At 47.6% G+C, this 15765-nt stretch carries 19 protein-coding genes; 1 reads left to right on the top strand and 18 read right to left on the bottom strand.

All coding sequences use genetic code 11. From position 1 onward, the window contains the following. Window positions 1-13: 13 nt before the first annotated feature. From perR to MHB71_RS29915, 16 genes are all read right to left on the bottom strand, one after another. The gene (gene perR / locus MHB71_RS29990; RefSeq protein WP_026081471.1) at window positions 14-436 is read right to left on the bottom strand and encodes a peroxide-responsive transcriptional repressor PerR; all 423 of its coding nucleotides are present in this window, start codon (window positions 434-436) and stop codon (window positions 14-16) included. 188 nt (window positions 437-624) lie between these two features. Continuing rightward, window positions 625-2013, bottom strand: a complete 1389-nt coding sequence (locus tag MHB71_RS29985) for a DUF4097 family beta strand repeat-containing protein (RefSeq protein WP_036607044.1) — start codon at window positions 2011-2013, stop codon at window positions 625-627. 26 nt (window positions 2014-2039) lie between these two features. Continuing rightward, the gene (locus tag MHB71_RS29980; protein WP_340028376.1) at window positions 2040-2633 is read right to left on the bottom strand and encodes a hypothetical protein; all 594 of its coding nucleotides are present in this window, start codon (window positions 2631-2633) and stop codon (window positions 2040-2042) included. Between the two features lie 146 nt (window positions 2634-2779). Continuing rightward, entirely contained in the window at window positions 2780-3490 is a 711-nt protein-coding gene (locus MHB71_RS29975) for an MgtC/SapB family protein (protein ID WP_017692302.1), read from the bottom strand. A gap of 32 nt (window positions 3491-3522) precedes the next feature. Beyond that, window positions 3523-3987 carry a GNAT family N-acetyltransferase gene (locus tag MHB71_RS29970; protein WP_036607041.1) on the bottom strand — a complete coding sequence of 155 codons (465 nt, stop codon included), beginning with the start codon at window positions 3985-3987 and terminating at the stop codon, window positions 3523-3525. Between the two features lie 96 nt (window positions 3988-4083). Then, entirely contained in the window at window positions 4084-5523 is a 1440-nt protein-coding gene (gatB, locus tag MHB71_RS29965) for an Asp-tRNA(Asn)/Glu-tRNA(Gln) amidotransferase subunit GatB (protein ID WP_036667996.1), read from the bottom strand. Window positions 5524-5549: 26 nt separating this feature from the next. After that, window positions 5550-7007: an Asp-tRNA(Asn)/Glu-tRNA(Gln) amidotransferase subunit GatA gene (gene gatA / locus MHB71_RS29960; RefSeq protein WP_340028375.1), complete on the bottom strand. Its 1458-nt coding sequence runs from the start codon at window positions 7005-7007 to the stop codon at window positions 5550-5552. A 27-nt stretch (window positions 7008-7034) separates the two neighbouring features. After that, a complete protein-coding gene (gene gatC / locus MHB71_RS29955) occupies window positions 7035-7322 on the bottom strand; it encodes an Asp-tRNA(Asn)/Glu-tRNA(Gln) amidotransferase subunit GatC (RefSeq protein ID WP_036607033.1) in 288 nt (95 codons plus the stop codon). A 205-nt stretch (window positions 7323-7527) separates the two neighbouring features. Beyond that, window positions 7528-7911, bottom strand: coding sequence for a hypothetical protein (locus MHB71_RS29950; protein ID WP_024631336.1), 384 nt, complete (start codon window positions 7909-7911; stop codon window positions 7528-7530). A 132-nt stretch (window positions 7912-8043) separates the two neighbouring features. After that, the gene (locus MHB71_RS29945; protein ID WP_340028374.1) at window positions 8044-8274 is read right to left on the bottom strand and encodes a sigmaY antisigma factor component; all 231 of its coding nucleotides are present in this window, start codon (window positions 8272-8274) and stop codon (window positions 8044-8046) included. Then, window positions 8267-8602, bottom strand: a complete 336-nt coding sequence (locus MHB71_RS29940) for a YxlC family protein (RefSeq protein WP_340028373.1) — start codon at window positions 8600-8602, stop codon at window positions 8267-8269. Before MHB71_RS29940 ends, MHB71_RS29945 begins: the two co-directional genes overlap by 8 nt. A 2-nt stretch (window positions 8603-8604) precedes the next feature. Beyond that, window positions 8605-9135: an RNA polymerase sigma factor SigY gene (sigY, locus tag MHB71_RS29935; RefSeq protein ID WP_340028372.1), complete on the bottom strand. Its 531-nt coding sequence runs from the start codon at window positions 9133-9135 to the stop codon at window positions 8605-8607. A gap of 102 nt (window positions 9136-9237) precedes the next feature. Beyond that, window positions 9238-9483, bottom strand: a complete 246-nt coding sequence (locus MHB71_RS29930) for a hypothetical protein (protein WP_036668001.1) — start codon at window positions 9481-9483, stop codon at window positions 9238-9240. A gap of 521 nt (window positions 9484-10004) precedes the next feature. After that, window positions 10005-10637 (bottom strand): MBL fold metallo-hydrolase, encoded by a 633-nt coding sequence (locus MHB71_RS29925; protein WP_340028371.1) that lies wholly within the window; start codon window positions 10635-10637, stop codon window positions 10005-10007. Between the two features lie 6 nt (window positions 10638-10643). Next, on the bottom strand, window positions 10644-11213 hold the full coding sequence (locus tag MHB71_RS29920; protein ID WP_017692292.1) for a thioredoxin family protein: 570 nt from the start codon (window positions 11211-11213) through the stop codon (window positions 10644-10646). A 2-nt stretch (window positions 11214-11215) separates the two neighbouring features. Then, window positions 11216-11830 carry a DedA family protein gene (locus MHB71_RS29915; protein ID WP_036607012.1) on the bottom strand — a complete coding sequence of 205 codons (615 nt, stop codon included), beginning with the start codon at window positions 11828-11830 and terminating at the stop codon, window positions 11216-11218. A 160-nt stretch (window positions 11831-11990) separates the two neighbouring features. On the opposite strand from MHB71_RS29915, the gene MHB71_RS29910 reads away from it, so the two are divergent. After that, window positions 11991-12338: a dehydrogenase gene (locus tag MHB71_RS29910; RefSeq protein ID WP_340028370.1), complete on the top strand. Its 348-nt coding sequence runs from the start codon at window positions 11991-11993 to the stop codon at window positions 12336-12338. 671 nt (window positions 12339-13009) lie between these two features. Here the strand turns inward: MHB71_RS29910 and MHB71_RS29905 are convergent. Continuing rightward, the gene (locus MHB71_RS29905) at window positions 13010-14335 is read right to left on the bottom strand and encodes an O-antigen ligase family protein (protein ID WP_340030242.1); all 1326 of its coding nucleotides are present in this window, start codon (window positions 14333-14335) and stop codon (window positions 13010-13012) included. Further along, the gene (locus tag MHB71_RS29900) at window positions 14281-15606 is read right to left on the bottom strand and encodes a hypothetical protein (protein WP_340028369.1); all 1326 of its coding nucleotides are present in this window, start codon (window positions 15604-15606) and stop codon (window positions 14281-14283) included. Before MHB71_RS29900 ends, MHB71_RS29905 begins: the two co-directional genes overlap by 55 nt. Between the last annotated feature and the right edge of the window lie 159 nt (window positions 15607-15765).

Below are 15765 nucleotides of genomic sequence, written 5' to 3'. Positions count from 1 at the left end.
TAATTCAACTCTCTTAATCCCTGCAACTTTTGCAAACACCATATACTTCCAATCGGTGACCGTGTACTTCGAATCCTGTACTAGACTCCGCCTGAAGCTCTACACTTTTGAGTGAAGGATAGCTGAAGTCTTCAATCTTGCCGCATTGATCACAGATAACATGATAATGATCCGTCACATTGGCATCGAAGCGACTTGAATTATCTCCGTATGTCAATTCCCGGACCATGCCAGCTTCCAGAAACATCTTCAAATTATTATATACCGTTGCCACGCTCATACTGGGAAATTGGGGTTCAAGGGCTCGGTAAATTTCATCGGCTGTCGGATGCCCCATGGATTCCATCAGATAGTTCAATATGGCATGACGCTGGGGTGTAATACGGACACCGGTCGTTTTCAGATGCTCCAACGCATGTTGGACACGTGTTGCCATAAAACCCACCGCCTTACCTTTCATTCTCTGGTGAAGAGTAAGTTACTGTCTCCTCGCTCAGAGTTGATTCCCGGCCATTAAGAACGACAATCCATCTTTCATGCCGTGTAATCTTGCCAGTGTACATTTATTGTACGGCGATTACAAGTTTATTGTCAACGCGGCAGTCAAGGAACCTCTGTAGAATCCTACTGGGAATTTGGTCCGTCCTCGGTAGTCTGTTCCAGATTCTCAGCCGTATCTTCAGAATCAGGTGTAACTGTTTCAGGCGTAGACACAGCCGGGTTGCTCTGAATGGTGAGATCACTGTTGCCTTCAATTTTCACCCTGTACTCGCCCTCACCGAGCTGGCCTTCTATGGTTTTATTCTGTACTTTGAACGGCAGATCCGTACTTAAATCTCCATAACTGCTGGAACCCGCAAGACTGTAGTCTCCACGATCAGGAAGTAATACGTTAATGGCTCCCACCGCACTGTACACATCCCAGTCCCCTCCGACTTTGGTAGATACGATGTTAATACTGCCATTAAGTGATTGGGCTTTGATTCCCAGATTGGCTCCATCCAGCGTAATATTGCCGTTGCGTGTCTCTGCGATGAATTCACCAACGGAGTCCGCAATACTGATACTTCCCACTTGTGTAGCAAGATCTACATCGCCGGAAATACCGCGAGCCTTCATATCTCCACGGTTACTGTCCAGATCGACATTACCAATGGCGTTGGCTACAATGACATCCCCGTTCAACGTTTTCCCGGAGATATCTCCAACAGCATTGGTAATCCGGATACGTCCGTTACCCGTTTCAGCCAGTATGGTACTAATGGCTTCCGGACGGTTTAATAATATGGCTCCATTGGAAGTTCGAATATCCAGATTAAAACGACGATCATCCGGGATCGTAATGGTAAGATTCATACGCGGCTGCGTTTTTTCATTGTCTCCATACGTCTTGCCTGTAGCTTTGATATAAATCACTTTTGTACCATCGGCCTCTACAAAAGAGGCTGCTGCAACGGCCTTTGCCTGTACTTCCGTCGTCTGATCTACCCAGATCACCGTCCGTACTTCAATCTCATCCGTATCTCCGCGTTGTACCGAGATATCTCCGTTGACACCTTCAACCACCAGATCTGACGTATCCATGCGAACAGGTACACGAATCGTGCCCTTATCCTCCATATATCCTGCCGCTTGACTGTAGTCCATAGATGCCGCTCCGAGATTTAGACTCACTCTATTCCATAAGTGCATGTAGTGATCCTGCTCGGTGACGATAAATACGGAAGCTGCCAAAATCAATGAGGTTAGAATGCCTTTGGCATCGGGTCTGAAACGTACTTTGATTTGCTCATCAGGATTGCTCGGGTTATCCGATTGCACCTTGTTTCTTCTGCGTGTCCACAGAAACAGCACAATATATTCAACACCCAAAACAACGAGCAAAAATGGCCACCAGTCCACCATCTCATATACGTAGTCAGTTCCCCACCGTTTATCCAAAATCAACAGCACACCGACCGCTATGATTAAGGCGGCAGCCGTATAGCGGCCAACCCGGACTTTACGGTTCATCACGTTCCCTCCTTGTATCGTTTCCACTACATTTTTTTCTTGTTCAACATCACCCAGAACTCACGACCAAACAGAAGCAAACCGCCTACGATCATGAGAACCGCAAATGAATATCCGCCGTACATGGCGAGAAGCTCTTGAAACCAACGTGGTTTGCGGAAAAACAGTACCATCAAAGACCCTCCCACAATCAGAAGTAATCCAAACGATATGCCTCTCTCCCAGACCATCATTGCATCTCGTGTAGAACGTTCATTGGTTATCGGCTTGTCCGAAGTTGCCTGGGTTACTGCTCTACGTCTGCGCATCATGACCCAATCTGCAGATTGCAACACATCATATACATTGTAAAAGTAAATAACCGGAATACACAAAGCCAGCAAGATGAGCAATGGCACATTGATCTGTATACCAATAGATGAGAAGTACAACACTGCTGACAGATCAAGCAAAACAAGCAGCATAAAGGTCAAACCCCTCATGTACAATCTCAGATAAATATGACCCAGACCAGGAATAATGGCACTCAGTAATCCCGCAATAAACTTGTGAGTCCGATTTCTGACCGGTTTGGTCTGAACTGTACGGGTCTTTTTGTTCAATTGAAGTCTCCGTTTCATAACATACTCCTCTCTTCTGATCTGACCTTCCGCTCTTCATGCATTTGGTTAGATAGTACCCTAAAGAGCAAGGAGAGTAACTGGAAGAAATATGGATATGACCAAAAACCCTCCGGCACTACTGGCCTGGGGAGGGTTGTAATTCATTATTCGATCGATACCTTGGTAACATGTTCCCATTGTCTTAACTTGGATACCAAGCCTACCGTTTGGAAATCATGCGGTACCTGAACATGCAGCACAATCTCAATTTTACGTTCAACTGACACCATCTCTGCATAAGCCAGGTCTTGTTCATTTACGGTGATTTTACGAATTTTGATCTTCTCCTGCTCCATACATGAAGACAGTTGTTCGAGAAAACCGGGTTCTGACAAGGTATGAAGTGTAACAACATGCAGTTTGTTCCCTCGCAAATACCTCAGCTCTAATTTGTTAAAGACCCAGAGATTAAGTAATACCAGAACGGTGGATACGATAGAGGCAAAAAAGAATCCCGCACCTGCTGCGAGCCCTATGGCTGCAACAACCCAGATTGAAGCTGCTGTAGTCAGTCCGGTAATGGATTTTCCCGTGAAGAGAATTGTCCCTGCTCCCAGGAATCCGACACCAGTAATTACAGCAGTAGCCAAACGCGCTGGATCGATCCTTACATTTAATTCATTAGCAAAATCTTTAAAGCCATAAACAGATAACATCATGATCAGTGCAGAGCCAAGACATACCAAGATATGGGTACGCAAACCGGCAGCATGATTGGACCGTTCCCGCTCCAGGCCTACGAGCCCTCCAAGCAGCATAGCCAGCAATAATCGTAATAAAATGTGCCACTCATCAATGAACCAGGGATCGCCCAAAGTCGGTATTCCTCCTCAAGTTGTTAATATTATTAAAGTTTATTCTTGTGAAAAGTCGTTAATTCCACTCCAGGTGCAATCTGTGTGACCTCTACGGGATTAAAACCAAATTTGGTGTACAGATTCACTGCGGGTTGATTCAGCGTTCCTGTGGAGACGATATAACGCGGAAGATCCGCATGTTGTTCCAACACATATGTCATTAAAGATGCCGCAATTCCCTTACGAAAGTGATCCGGGTGCACCATCATTCGTGTAATGGTCAGTGTATTCTCCTCTTCCTCCGCTACAGCGACAGCCCCGATAAGCTCTCCGTCATCATGGATACAGCCATAAAAACTCTCTCCACAATCCCGAAGTGTCTCCATCGTATCCATCAAAGGAGGAATCTCCTGAAATCCGATGATTTCGGCTTCCAATCGATAGGCCACATGTTGTAGTCTCCATAACTGTCCCAACGTCTCCAGATCACTCAGTGACAATGGTTGAATGTTCATATCCGTTCCCCCGTCCGAAATACATTTGTATCTATCAATACCAAAAAGAGGCTGTCACAGGGACGAGCCTCTTTCTGTCCGGCCTCACCGGAAGGATTAGCGGTTCAGTACATCTGCAAGCAGTTGGTTGGCTAGAGCGGGATTCGCCTTGCCTTTACTTTCTTTCATAACCTGACCAACAAGGAAGCCAATGGCTTTTTGTTTACCAGCTTTATAGTCTTCCACGGATTGAGGATTATTCGCTACAACCTGCTCAACGATGGCAAGAATGGCGCCTTCATCACTAATCTGCACAAGACCCTTCTCTTCAACGATCTGCTGTGGAAGCTTGCCGCTCTCCAGCATTTCCTTGAATACCGTTTTGGCGATTTTGCTGTTAATGGTGCCCTTCTCCAGCAGTCCGATCATTTCACCCAAACCTTGACCTGTCAGTGGAACTTGAGTCACTTCAAGGTTGCTCGTATTCAGGTAACCCAGCAAGTCGCCCATGATCCAGTTGGATACGGACTTCGCATCCTGAGTGTATTTCAGACTATCTTCAAAAAGATCTGCCACAGCTTTGGAGGAGGTAATAACCTCTGCATCATAACTAGGCAATCCATAATCAGCCGTGTAACGCGCCTTGCGCTCGTCTGGAAGCTCAGGTATGGTAGCTCTGATCCGCTCTTTCCAGGCTTCGTCAATATGCAAATTCACCAGATCCGGGTCCGGGAAATAACGATAGTCATGCGCCTGTTCCTTACCACGCATCGACAGTGTTTTCCCTTGAGCTTCGTCCCAGCGACGCGTCTCCTGAACCACTTCACCGCCATCATCCAGAATCTCAGCCTGACGGTATTGTTCATATTCCAGACCACGCTGAACACCACGGAAGGAGTTCATGTTCTTCAGCTCGGCTCTTGTTCCCAGCTTCTCCTGTCCATGTGGACGCAAACTGATGTTGGCGTCACAACGCAGTGATCCTTCTTCCATCTTCACGTCCGACACATCACAGTACTGCATGATTGCACGCATTTTTTCAAGATACGCACGTGCCTCTTCCGGAGAAGAAATCTCAGGTTCGGATACAATCTCCACAAGTGGAGTACCGACACGGTTAAAGTCCACCAAAGACGCGTATCCGCCATCGATATGTGTAAGCTTCCCTGCATCTTCTTCCAAGTGAAGACGTGTAATGCCGATTCGTTTCGTTTCACCATTCACTTCGATATCAATCCAGCCATTCTCACCGATCGGTTGATCAAATTGCGAGATCTGATAGGCTTTGGGTGAATCGGGGTAAAAGTAGTTTTTACGGTCAAACTTGCTGACATCAGCAATCGTACAATTCAGGGCCATCGCTGCCTTCATGGCATAGTCTACCGCCTGACGATTCAGTACAGGCAGTACGCCCGGATGTCCGAGACAGACCGGGCAGGTATGCGTATTCGGCGGAGCTCCAAAAGCTGTGGAGCAGCCACAGAAAATTTTGGAGTTGGTATGCAACTCCACGTGGACTTCAAGTCCAACGACCGTTTCATATTTAGATGCGGACATTTCTATATTCCTCCGTTCCGGGCAGTCTACAGCTGCGGACGCTGCTTGTGGAATTCTGTATTTTGTTCAAACGCATGCGCTACACGCAATACGGTTGTTTCATCAAAGGCTTTACCGATAATCTGCAGGCCAACAGGCAATCCATCCGAGAATCCACATGGAATGCTAACAGCAGGTACACCAGCAAGGTTAACCGGAATAGTCAAAATATCGTTCAGATACATCGTAAGTGGATCATCCACCTGTGAACCCAGTTTGAACGCCGTAGTTGGCGCAGTTGGTCCGATAATCACATCATATTTGGCAAATACATTGTCGAAATCCTGTTTGATCAATGTACGTACCTTCTGTGCTTTCAGATAATAGGCATCATAGTAACCCGAGCTGAGTGCATACGTTCCGAGCATGATACGTCGTTTCACTTCCGGACCAAAGCCTTGACTGCGGGACTGATGGTACAGATCCAGCAAGTTATCCGGATTGTCAGCACGCACGCCATAACGTACACCATCAAATCGAGCCAAGTTGGAAGAAGCCTCTGAAGATGCCAGCAGGTAATACGTAGCCACCGCATATTCGGTATGCGGAAGGGATACTTCTTCCCATGTTGCCCCGAGCCCTTCAAGAACTTTCAATGCAGACAAAACTGTCTCTTTCACTTGTGGATCTACGCCTTCACCGATGTATTCTTTCGGAACGGCAATGCGAAGCCCTTTAACATCACCTGTCAGTCCACTCAAATAATCCGGGATCTCTACTTTTGCAGATGTCGAATCTTTGGCGTCATAACCAGCAATGGCCTGCAATACATAAGCAGAATCTTCAACATTTTTCGTCAAAGGACCAATCTGATCCAGGGATGATGCAAATGCAACCAATCCAAAGCGGGAAACAAGTCCGTACGTCGGCTTCAATCCAACAACACCACAATACGAAGCAGGCTGTCTGATGGAGCCACCTGTATCTGATCCAAGCGTGAAGTATGCTTCTCCCGCAGCCACAGCTGCTGCCGAACCACCGCTGGAACCTCCTGGAACACGATCAAGTGCCCATGGATTACGTACAGGGGAGAAACTTGAATTCTCATTGGAGCCGCCCATGGCGAATTCGTCCATGTTGAGTTTACCAATAGTTACGGTGTCCGCATCTTTCAATTTCTCGACAACTGTCGCGTCATACACCGGGTCGAAATTACGAAGGAATTGGCTACCACACGTCGTGCGCAGTCCGTTCGTAACGATGTTATCCTTAATACCTACAGGCAGACCAAAAAGCAAACCTTTCTCCTCGCCGCTAACCAGACGGTCATCCAGTTGACGTGCACGAGCGCGTGCTTTTTCTTCATCCAGTGCCAAATATGCCTTAACTTTATCATCATGCGCGCCAATGTTCTGATACGCCTGATCCACCAAATCGCTGACCGACAGCTCTTTGGCATGCAGCTTGTTATGTAACTCAGGCAACGATTGTTCAAATAAACTCACAGTTTTTGTCCTCCTTCCGGTTATCCGTTATTCCATTACTGCAGGCACTTTAAACTGCCCGTCTTCTTCTTCCGGTGCATTGCGCATCACCTGTTCAATCGACAGGCTTTCTTTGGTCTCATCTTCACGCATAACATTGCTTACGTGCAGAACGTGAGTGGTGGGCTCGATGTCTTCTGTATCCAGCTCATTCAGCTTTTCTGCATATTTTAAAATCGCGTTCAGCTGACCTGTCAGGGTCTGTTCTTCTTCAGCAGTCAAGTTGAGCCGGGCCAGCTTGGCCACATGCTGAACGTCATTATTCGAAATACTCATTAGCGGATGCCTCCTTCATTCGTTCTGATTCCCGAAACGACCTGAAACGAATCGCTCGTTTAACGGGCTAAAGTCTCAAGATAACTTTTTTCATTATAGGTGAGATAGTTCGACAATTCAATGCAAATGACCTGACAGGCTTCCGGGAAGCTAAAATCAAACTTATAAAATAAAAAAGAGCCGGCATCAGCCGACTCTTAAAATTCTAAATCCATGCACGCAGATTAACCTGCTTTATAAAATCCGCCTGTGACATAACATCGTTCGCGGTTTCCTCTTCCTCTTCCACAGCTTGAAAATCTCCGTTCATCAGATGATGAAACAGCTTCTCATTGTGTGTCGCAAGGGCGTAATCTATCAACGCTTCTCGCTCGACCCGCTCAGCTTCCTGCTTCAGCAGAACCTCTTCCAGATCGACGTCGCCGGATGGAACAAAAAAGTTCCGGTTCACCTGCGGCACTCGGAGCACGTAATCGAACGCATTGTCCGGATTCCGGTCATAAGCGATGATGAAACCATATTCCCCCACAGGAAGATTCTGCTCAAACGCATCCGCGACGATGACAACCTTCTCTCCTAATCGCAGCATCGTCTAACCTCCTGGTAGTCTATCATTAATATTTATTTGTATAGTCTACTAGAAAAGAATAACGATGTCTAGGAATACTAGAATTAAACAACATATTTGTGCAAAATCTTTTTTTCCATTTTTAAAAGGATGTTATTTCCGATTACGTACACCTGGCTTGCGCTGTGATCGAATCACGACAAACCAATATATTATAAGCGGCGTAGGAAATCCGGTGATGCCCCATAATCCCCATAACCAAGGGAAACGTCCACGTCTGCGTGCGTCCTGAAAGATCCATGTGCCCTGAACCAGAAGAAAAATGCCAAGCAATGTAAGCCACAGTGGAGAAATCTCATCCAATGAATAATGTATTTTATTCATGATGGACCTCCTTCCGGTGCCGTCCGGCCCAGATCACAACCAAAATCACCGCAACAGCTGTACCAAGCGCCTGGATTCCCAGATATAGAGCTGGAGCAGATACGAAAAATAATGCCCCGAAGGTAATGGCAAGCAATCCAACCAACCAGAAACATATCATCTCAATCCAATTGGCTCGACGTCTAATCTGTCTCCGTTCCCTGACTTGGGCTTCAAGTGCACCCAAAGAAGGAATACTTGTCGGATCAAATGCATCATCCAGCACTTTCATGTGTTGCTGCAATCGTTCCACAACTTCTTGTTCTTGTGCATCGTCTGATCTGCTCATCCTTATTCCAGCTCCTTTCTTAACTGACGGAGACCATAAGCTGTGCGTGACTTCACCGTTCCCGCAGGAATATCCAGCATTTCCCCGATCTCGTCATACCCGTATCCATAATAATGCTTCAGTAACACTGCAACACGATGTTCGGGTGTCAGTCTTGTCATCGCATCCATGACATCTGTCCATTCTTCATTCCGAATCTCAAGCTGCCAGCGGAATCGACGTACAGCCTGATCCCGAATGAGAGCAAGCCAGTTCTGTTCTCTCTTCTTACGTCTTGTCTTATCGATATAGATGCGGGTCGCAATGGTGATCATCCATGATGAAAAGGCAGACGTGCCATCATATCGATGGATATTTTCCATACAACGAATCATCGTATCCTGCACCGTCTCTTCTGCGAGGTTAGCGTCCATCGTCACTTTGACAAGATACTTATACACAAACGTGTAGTGACGTTGTAACAACGCTGCGAGTGCGCTATCGTCTCCCGATACTGCTCTGCGTACCTCTTCCAGCTCAGCTGCCTTTATCATGAAATCACCTGCTTCCCGTTCAATCTGGAGTTAATACGACAGGCTCTGCAAAAACGTTCAATGAAATCAAAAAAAAATTAAACCCGACAATTTCCCGGGCAATCAGACTTGATTCCGGTAATCTTGCAGCTTGTCGAACCACGGTTGGTTGCGGGCTCCGTTTCTTAAAACACGGCTTGTCCATATATTCTGCTGAGACTTCACCACTTCATTGGTCACGCTAGGGTTATGTATTAAAGCTCGCTCAGTACCTGTTTCTCTTTTCCCACTTTCCAATATGCGACGGTTTTCTTCAATGATCGGATACTCGACACGCTGATTCAACGGAATAACTCTTGTTTTCTCCACTTTGATATTCCCCACTCTCATGATCTATATAATTTGAACTAAAGATTATTTACACTGACACTACGATGACAGAATAACCTTCCAATCGCTGTTATCCCCAGATTTTTTGATTCCCTTTTCTTAAAGGGAAAATCCGGGGATAAAGGCGAACGCTTCGCTTTTTCAGTTTTTTTCTGTCCTCTCCGTTATTGTGTAAATGATTAGTTCAACTTATATACTATTTTTCTTAAACTCATCATTTCTAAATCAATCTGTACTTGCTATTGGTCTCAAACTGGCTTGTGATGAAGCGCATCTTGCATCTCTATGTAGCGTAAAAAAGGCTAATTCTGTGATAAAAAGGGGCTGAAAACAAAAAAAGAACGCAAACCGGGTATAGACCACAGTCTGCGTGCTTCGCGAGGTTGGGTGTTTCTTGGTAATGCTTCAGTTAGATGATGCCTTAACGCTTGTAACAACTAATTGCTATTCTAATGAAAAAGTTGTCACTTGTCCAGACTTTCTTCACATATCATGTCGGATTATCTTGCGGACACGTAAGGATTGTTCTGTTTCTCATAACCAATGGTCGTTTTGGGACCATGACCTGGATATACTTTCACTTCATCAGCAAAGGTGTAAAGCTTGTTCTGGATTGAATCAATCAGATCCCGTTCACGCCCTCCTGTCAGGTCCGTTCTGCCCACACCCATGCGGAACAGCACATCACCGGCAAACAGGTCGTTATCACAAAGCAAACTTACACTGCCTGGTGAATGTCCAGGTGTATGGAACACTTTAAACGTATGACCAATCAGATTCAGCTCCTGCCCTTCGTCCATGGCATATTCAGCAGGATCTGTCGAAAGCGGTGGTGTCGCCTGTGGCCAATTCAAAGATCCATTTAATTTCGGGGTGGTGAGCCAGTCACTCTCCAAGTCATGAAGATAAACGGGACATCCCTTCAATTTACGGATCTCATCTACCCCACCCATATGATCAAAGTGAGCATGAGTGAGGAGAATGGCTTCGATCTCCAAGTCTTGGATCGCCTTAAGCAGCGGCCCTGGATTCATGCCTGGATCGATAATGACGGCTTTGCCCGGATCATGTCCTTGTAGAAGATACGCGTTGGTCTGAAGCGGGCCTAGTGTAAACGTACGAATGTTAAGCATATCGGCTTAGTAACCCGAAATCAGTTCACGCAGCTCACGGATAATGGCCGCATGTGACTCCGTTCCTTCCCCATAACGTTTACCAATCTCTTGACGCGCTACAGCCAAATTTTCTTGATAATCTGCTGCTTCACGATCCGGATTAAGGCGTTTGAATTCAATCATGACTTCCTGTACATGCTGCGGACGAGGTCCCCACTGACCTAACACATGACCACCTGTATCTGCAAAAATAACGACTGGCACGGAGCGGCCACCCATCGTCAGGAACTCATCCATCACTTCAGGATGGTTCTCCATGATTAGAACTTCAGTTGGGATTCCTGAGATTTCAAGCGCCTGAAACACAACCGGAATATTACGGACAACATCCCCGCACCAGTCAGCAGCCAGAATTAACACACGCAGATCATCGCGATGGTTCAGGCTCTCAAAGAACTCACGATCCTCTTCGTTCGACCAAGTAAAGCTATCATAGTTGGCCTGGAATTCACTTTGGTTCTTGGTCATACTCTCGATAAAATCTTTCGGTGGAAGACCTTTACCGAATTTGTGAGACAAGTTGGGTTTACCCATGACTAGACACTTCCTTTCTTTTTACGAACATTCATCCATTTAATAAGTACATAAACGATCATAAGGGCGAGAGCGACAAGCAAAATAGGCATAACATATGGTGCCGCTTTCTCATCAATATGCTTCCATTGATCTCCAAGAATCATCCCTAAATATATAAACAATGCAGTCCAAGGTATAACAGCGAGTGTAGTAAGCAAGATGAATTTGCCTGTGTGCATTTTCGTGATGCCAGCCGGGATGGAGATTGCATGTCTTACCACCGGAACAAAACGAGCCGTGAAAATGACACCTGTACCATACTTGCGGAACCACTCCTCGGAATGGTCGATGTGTTTTTTCTGGATGAGTATGTATTTACCGTAGCGTTCAAGCACAGGTCTGCCGCCATAACGGCCAATCCAGTAAATAAATAACTGGGCAATCACACCGCCCACCGTACCAAAAATCATAGCACCGAAGAAGTTGATATTACCTTGTGAAACGAGAAAACCTCCATACGCCAGCACAATTTCGCTTGGGATAACTTCCAACATTAATCCAAGCATGATTCCAAAGTACCCAAGACTTTGAATCCAATCGAACAATTGGCCAACAAGGTTATGAATAAAGTCCATCTCAACCCTCTTTCTCCATCCTGATTGGCGGTGCCCCTCCGCACCATGGATGTTCGTCCCTATTTTATCACAGGGCTGTGGACGTTGCTACTTCACGAGGTTGGGATAGTGTCCCGTTCGCAGCAGTCCGCATATGGTATGGGGAGAGGAGCGTGAGAAGATGTCACACAAGTCAATACCCGGTTCTCCGCCGGTCAAACATACGCAATCCGGTCAAAACCTTCCTTCCGCCAGAGGAATTCGCAGAGCATGCAGCAAGGAATTGTACCGGACAGCCAAAAGGCTAAAAGTATATGTCTCTCCCGAACAGATGAAACAGGCGGAAGAATATTATTACGGTAAAGTGATCACAAATCTGCTCTGGATTGGGGAGAATCGCGACAACCGCAAGAAATTATGTGAGTGGTGGAACAAGGATGTCAGTGCAGAGATTGCCGCGATGTGGGAAGTAGACGTTGAACCATTAAAAGATGCGTTTCAGCACGCATTTGGCGGTTATCGTCTGTAGATTATGGAGGAATGAGGCAGATAGCTGTGTCTTCAAACCTACTGAAAGACGCAGCAAAGCTGAAGCGAATCTTAAGCGAATCTGAACATGTTAGGAACGGGTGAGGGCACGGGCACTGTGTCCTTAACGTGTGATGTTAATGCCCCTTCACGTACGAGCAAGCGATTGAGACAACATAAATGGGAATTGCTCATTTATGATGTAAAGCTTCGCTCCAGGTGGAATGCAGGGCGTCCTCTGGCTTGCGGATCGAGCAGAGCATGAAGCCGACCACCATGGGGAGTATGAACATAAGCTGAGAGTATATTTTCATGCTCATGCTCATAACTCATAACTCATACTCATACTCATACTCATGCCCATGAGCGGTAACGAATCTGAGGCGTCTTATTCAAGGATTTGAAGCACTCTTAGAAATCTAAGGAATCTGAGACACGTTATATCGGAATTTTTGGCCTTTTATAGGGTTTTGTTAGGGAATTTCCGGAAATAACGTGTCTGATGTTCCTTACAATTTGAAAAGAGGAGCTAAAGGCCAAATAAAACGTCCTGTGTTCCTTAGAAAATCCCATACCCATCAGCCAGGAGCAGCCAGCTTGGACTCCCAGACTTTTTAAACGCTGACATCGATCATCATATAGCTTGGGTAAACGTCAAGATCCAGCAGTGATTCAAGGTCTCCGCTTGGTCAACTCTGGAGTAAACGGAGGAGAAGAAGCCGAAGCAAGCCTGCGCAGGTTCTCTCCATAGCCTAGAGCATGTTCTTCCAGTACAAAACGACGATCATTGCGAACGTTTCCTGCTTCCACTTCCTCAGCCAGCAGTTGATACCGTTCATACATCTGGACACCAGCGGCGGCAGTCTGTCGGGCTTGATCTCTATATCCTGCCTTCCATTCCCGCCTCGCTACCTGCTCCATCCAATACAAAGCCGCGGATTGGCCAATGCCATCATACCGATTCAATGCGATCGCTTGTTCAAAATATTCTTCAGCCTGCTGTCCTTCGTCGAATTGGGCTGCCAATCGCCCCAGTTCGATGTAAATCTGAGGGTGCATCGGGGAATGGGACAAGCTGTTCAAAAGGAGTGATTCTGCTTCTCGTCCCGGGAGCGTTCGCGCAAGAGATATCACGATATCCGGTCGATTCGGATTAGACTGAAGGGCAGCCATAAGATGCACCTTCTGTGCTGGAGTGCCATCCGGTTCAGACATCGCCTGACGGTACTGCACTTCTGCTACGGCATATCGAGAGGTCAGCCAGACTGTTCCCCCAATCCAGAAAAGGATGATCATCACTGTGGATACCCTTATTAGCCGAGCAGTTACTCGCTGAAAAATATGAAAGAAGGAACGCATCGGGACAGCTGATGGGTGGGATTGGGTTGATAAATATCGCAAGAAAAGAGATCTGGATTTAGATCTCAATTTAGATCCCGATTTGGATCTGACAGGAGTATATTTCACAGTTACGCCGGATCGCTGGACTCCCTCTGTTTCCGTCTTCAATGCAGTTGCCCAAGCACCAAGCCAGATGAAAAGCATCCAAAATAGTGTAAAGCTCCAGTCAAAGTCCATCGCCCCATGCAGGCCAAAAATAAGCACGGAAGGCATGAGCTGCGGTGCAAAATGAAAGATGCTTCGCAGGGTGAGGAGAAACCACCCTGCGACAAGCACGATGCCGATTATGCCCGTGTCCAGGGCGAGATCGAGCAGGCCGTTGTGGACCTCGCCTCCGACATAAGGCGAGGATTGAATGGCGCGGAATATGTTGCGCCATGTATCCCCACCGTGGCCGAGCCATGCTTCCTCGGTCCACAGCTGGAGGGCGTCCCGCCACATCTGCAGGCGGGACACCCCAGTGCCGACACCCGCCGCGAGGCGATCGGCGGTGGAGGCCACGGCCATCAGGGCAGCGGCGGCTCCTGCCAGCACAATGGCCGTCAGGGCAGCGGCGCGCGGAGCCTTGGCGGCGCCGCTGTGCCATAGGCGGCACAGCAGCAGCGTGCCGAGCAGCGCAGCCTGCCCATGCCCCGGCCAGTGCCAGCAGGCCGGGCACGGGTGCAGGCGCCGCCTGGGCAGCAGCCAGCCTGGCGGTACAGCCAGGCCGCGCACGCCAGTGGCGCGGCCATGGGCAGTAGCAGCGGCAGGCGGGCACCGCGCCGCTGCAAAGCAAAGGCGGCGACCGCGGCGCAGCCGGTCGCCAGCCAAGCGCCGCGCGACTCGCTCAGCAGAAGCGCGGCTTGCGCAGGCATGAGCGGCAGCACTGCCGCGATGAGTCGCCCGGCCGGCACAGGCCGGGCTATGACTCGCGCGGCGGCTGTCAGCCGCTCCAATGCGTACATGCCAACAACGGCACCGTACGCATTCGGGTACTGCAATAATCCGCCGAGCCTTGCTCCGGCGGAGCTGATCTCGGGGTCAGCAGTCCGCATCACCCCGAAGGGCAGCGGCAATATCCCGCACACGGCAAAGATGCCGCTTAGCACAAGCAAGCCGCCTGCCATCTGCCAACCGCAGGCTAACCAACGCGCACCATTCGTGCGCGCAGCCAGTATTGCAGTGAGCAGAGTAAACATCGCAAGCAGGCTCCATCGCAGCATCTCATCCATGCTGCCCTGTTTACTCACCGAACCTGCCCACGCATGTACCCCAAAACATGTCATCATCCCCAGCGGCCACAACACCCGCAATATTCCCGGGATTCGAATCATTCGCCAAACCATTCGTTCATTGTTCCCTAGCCAATGTACCGGTGACAGAGGTACTTGTTTTCTTCCTTGCTCCTGCTCTTGCTCTTTCTCTAGTCGAATACCTACAAGGAAAAGCAAAAACATAATCAATATGCTTCCTGCTGCGATCAATAGGACAGGGTACATATCCGCTGAATAGTACAGTCCCCGACTCAGACATCCTGCAAGCAGCAAGACAATAGAGAGTATGCCTAACCCAACAGTACATCCCGAACCTAAAATACGTTCACTCCTCAAGGTCCAAGAAAAACTCCCTGACGCATCGGTCTGAATAGCTCCATTTGAATTATTTTCATCCTCTTTTTTATACGTATCATCTTTGTTATATGTATCTTCCCTATTATATGTACTGTCTTTACTGCCCTTATTGTCCCCATTACATAAGTCCTTGTTATCTACAGATTCTGTACCATTTGCGTGGTGAGACCGTTCAAACGCCTGTTCCATCATTTCCTCATTCGCCGCATACCCTCGTCTATACTTTACAACTCCCTTATGCATTGTCCTATTCTTCATCCTTATACACCCTCCTTCCTTCCACCGCTCCATATGCATAACAAAAAGACAGAAGATCCCGATAACGGGTCCTTCTGTCTGATATACATCTGACAGTTATGATGTTGATTGCTACGAGTATGTGCATTGAATATCATTTTACATTCAGGTACCCTAGTT

Source organism: Paenibacillus sp. FSL H7-0940, from assembly GCF_037979415.1.
GTDB lineage: Bacteria > Bacillota > Bacilli > Paenibacillales > Paenibacillaceae > Paenibacillus > Paenibacillus amylolyticus.
The sequence above is the reverse complement of the archived record's forward strand: the minus strand, read 5'-3'. Positions and strand labels throughout refer to the sequence as shown.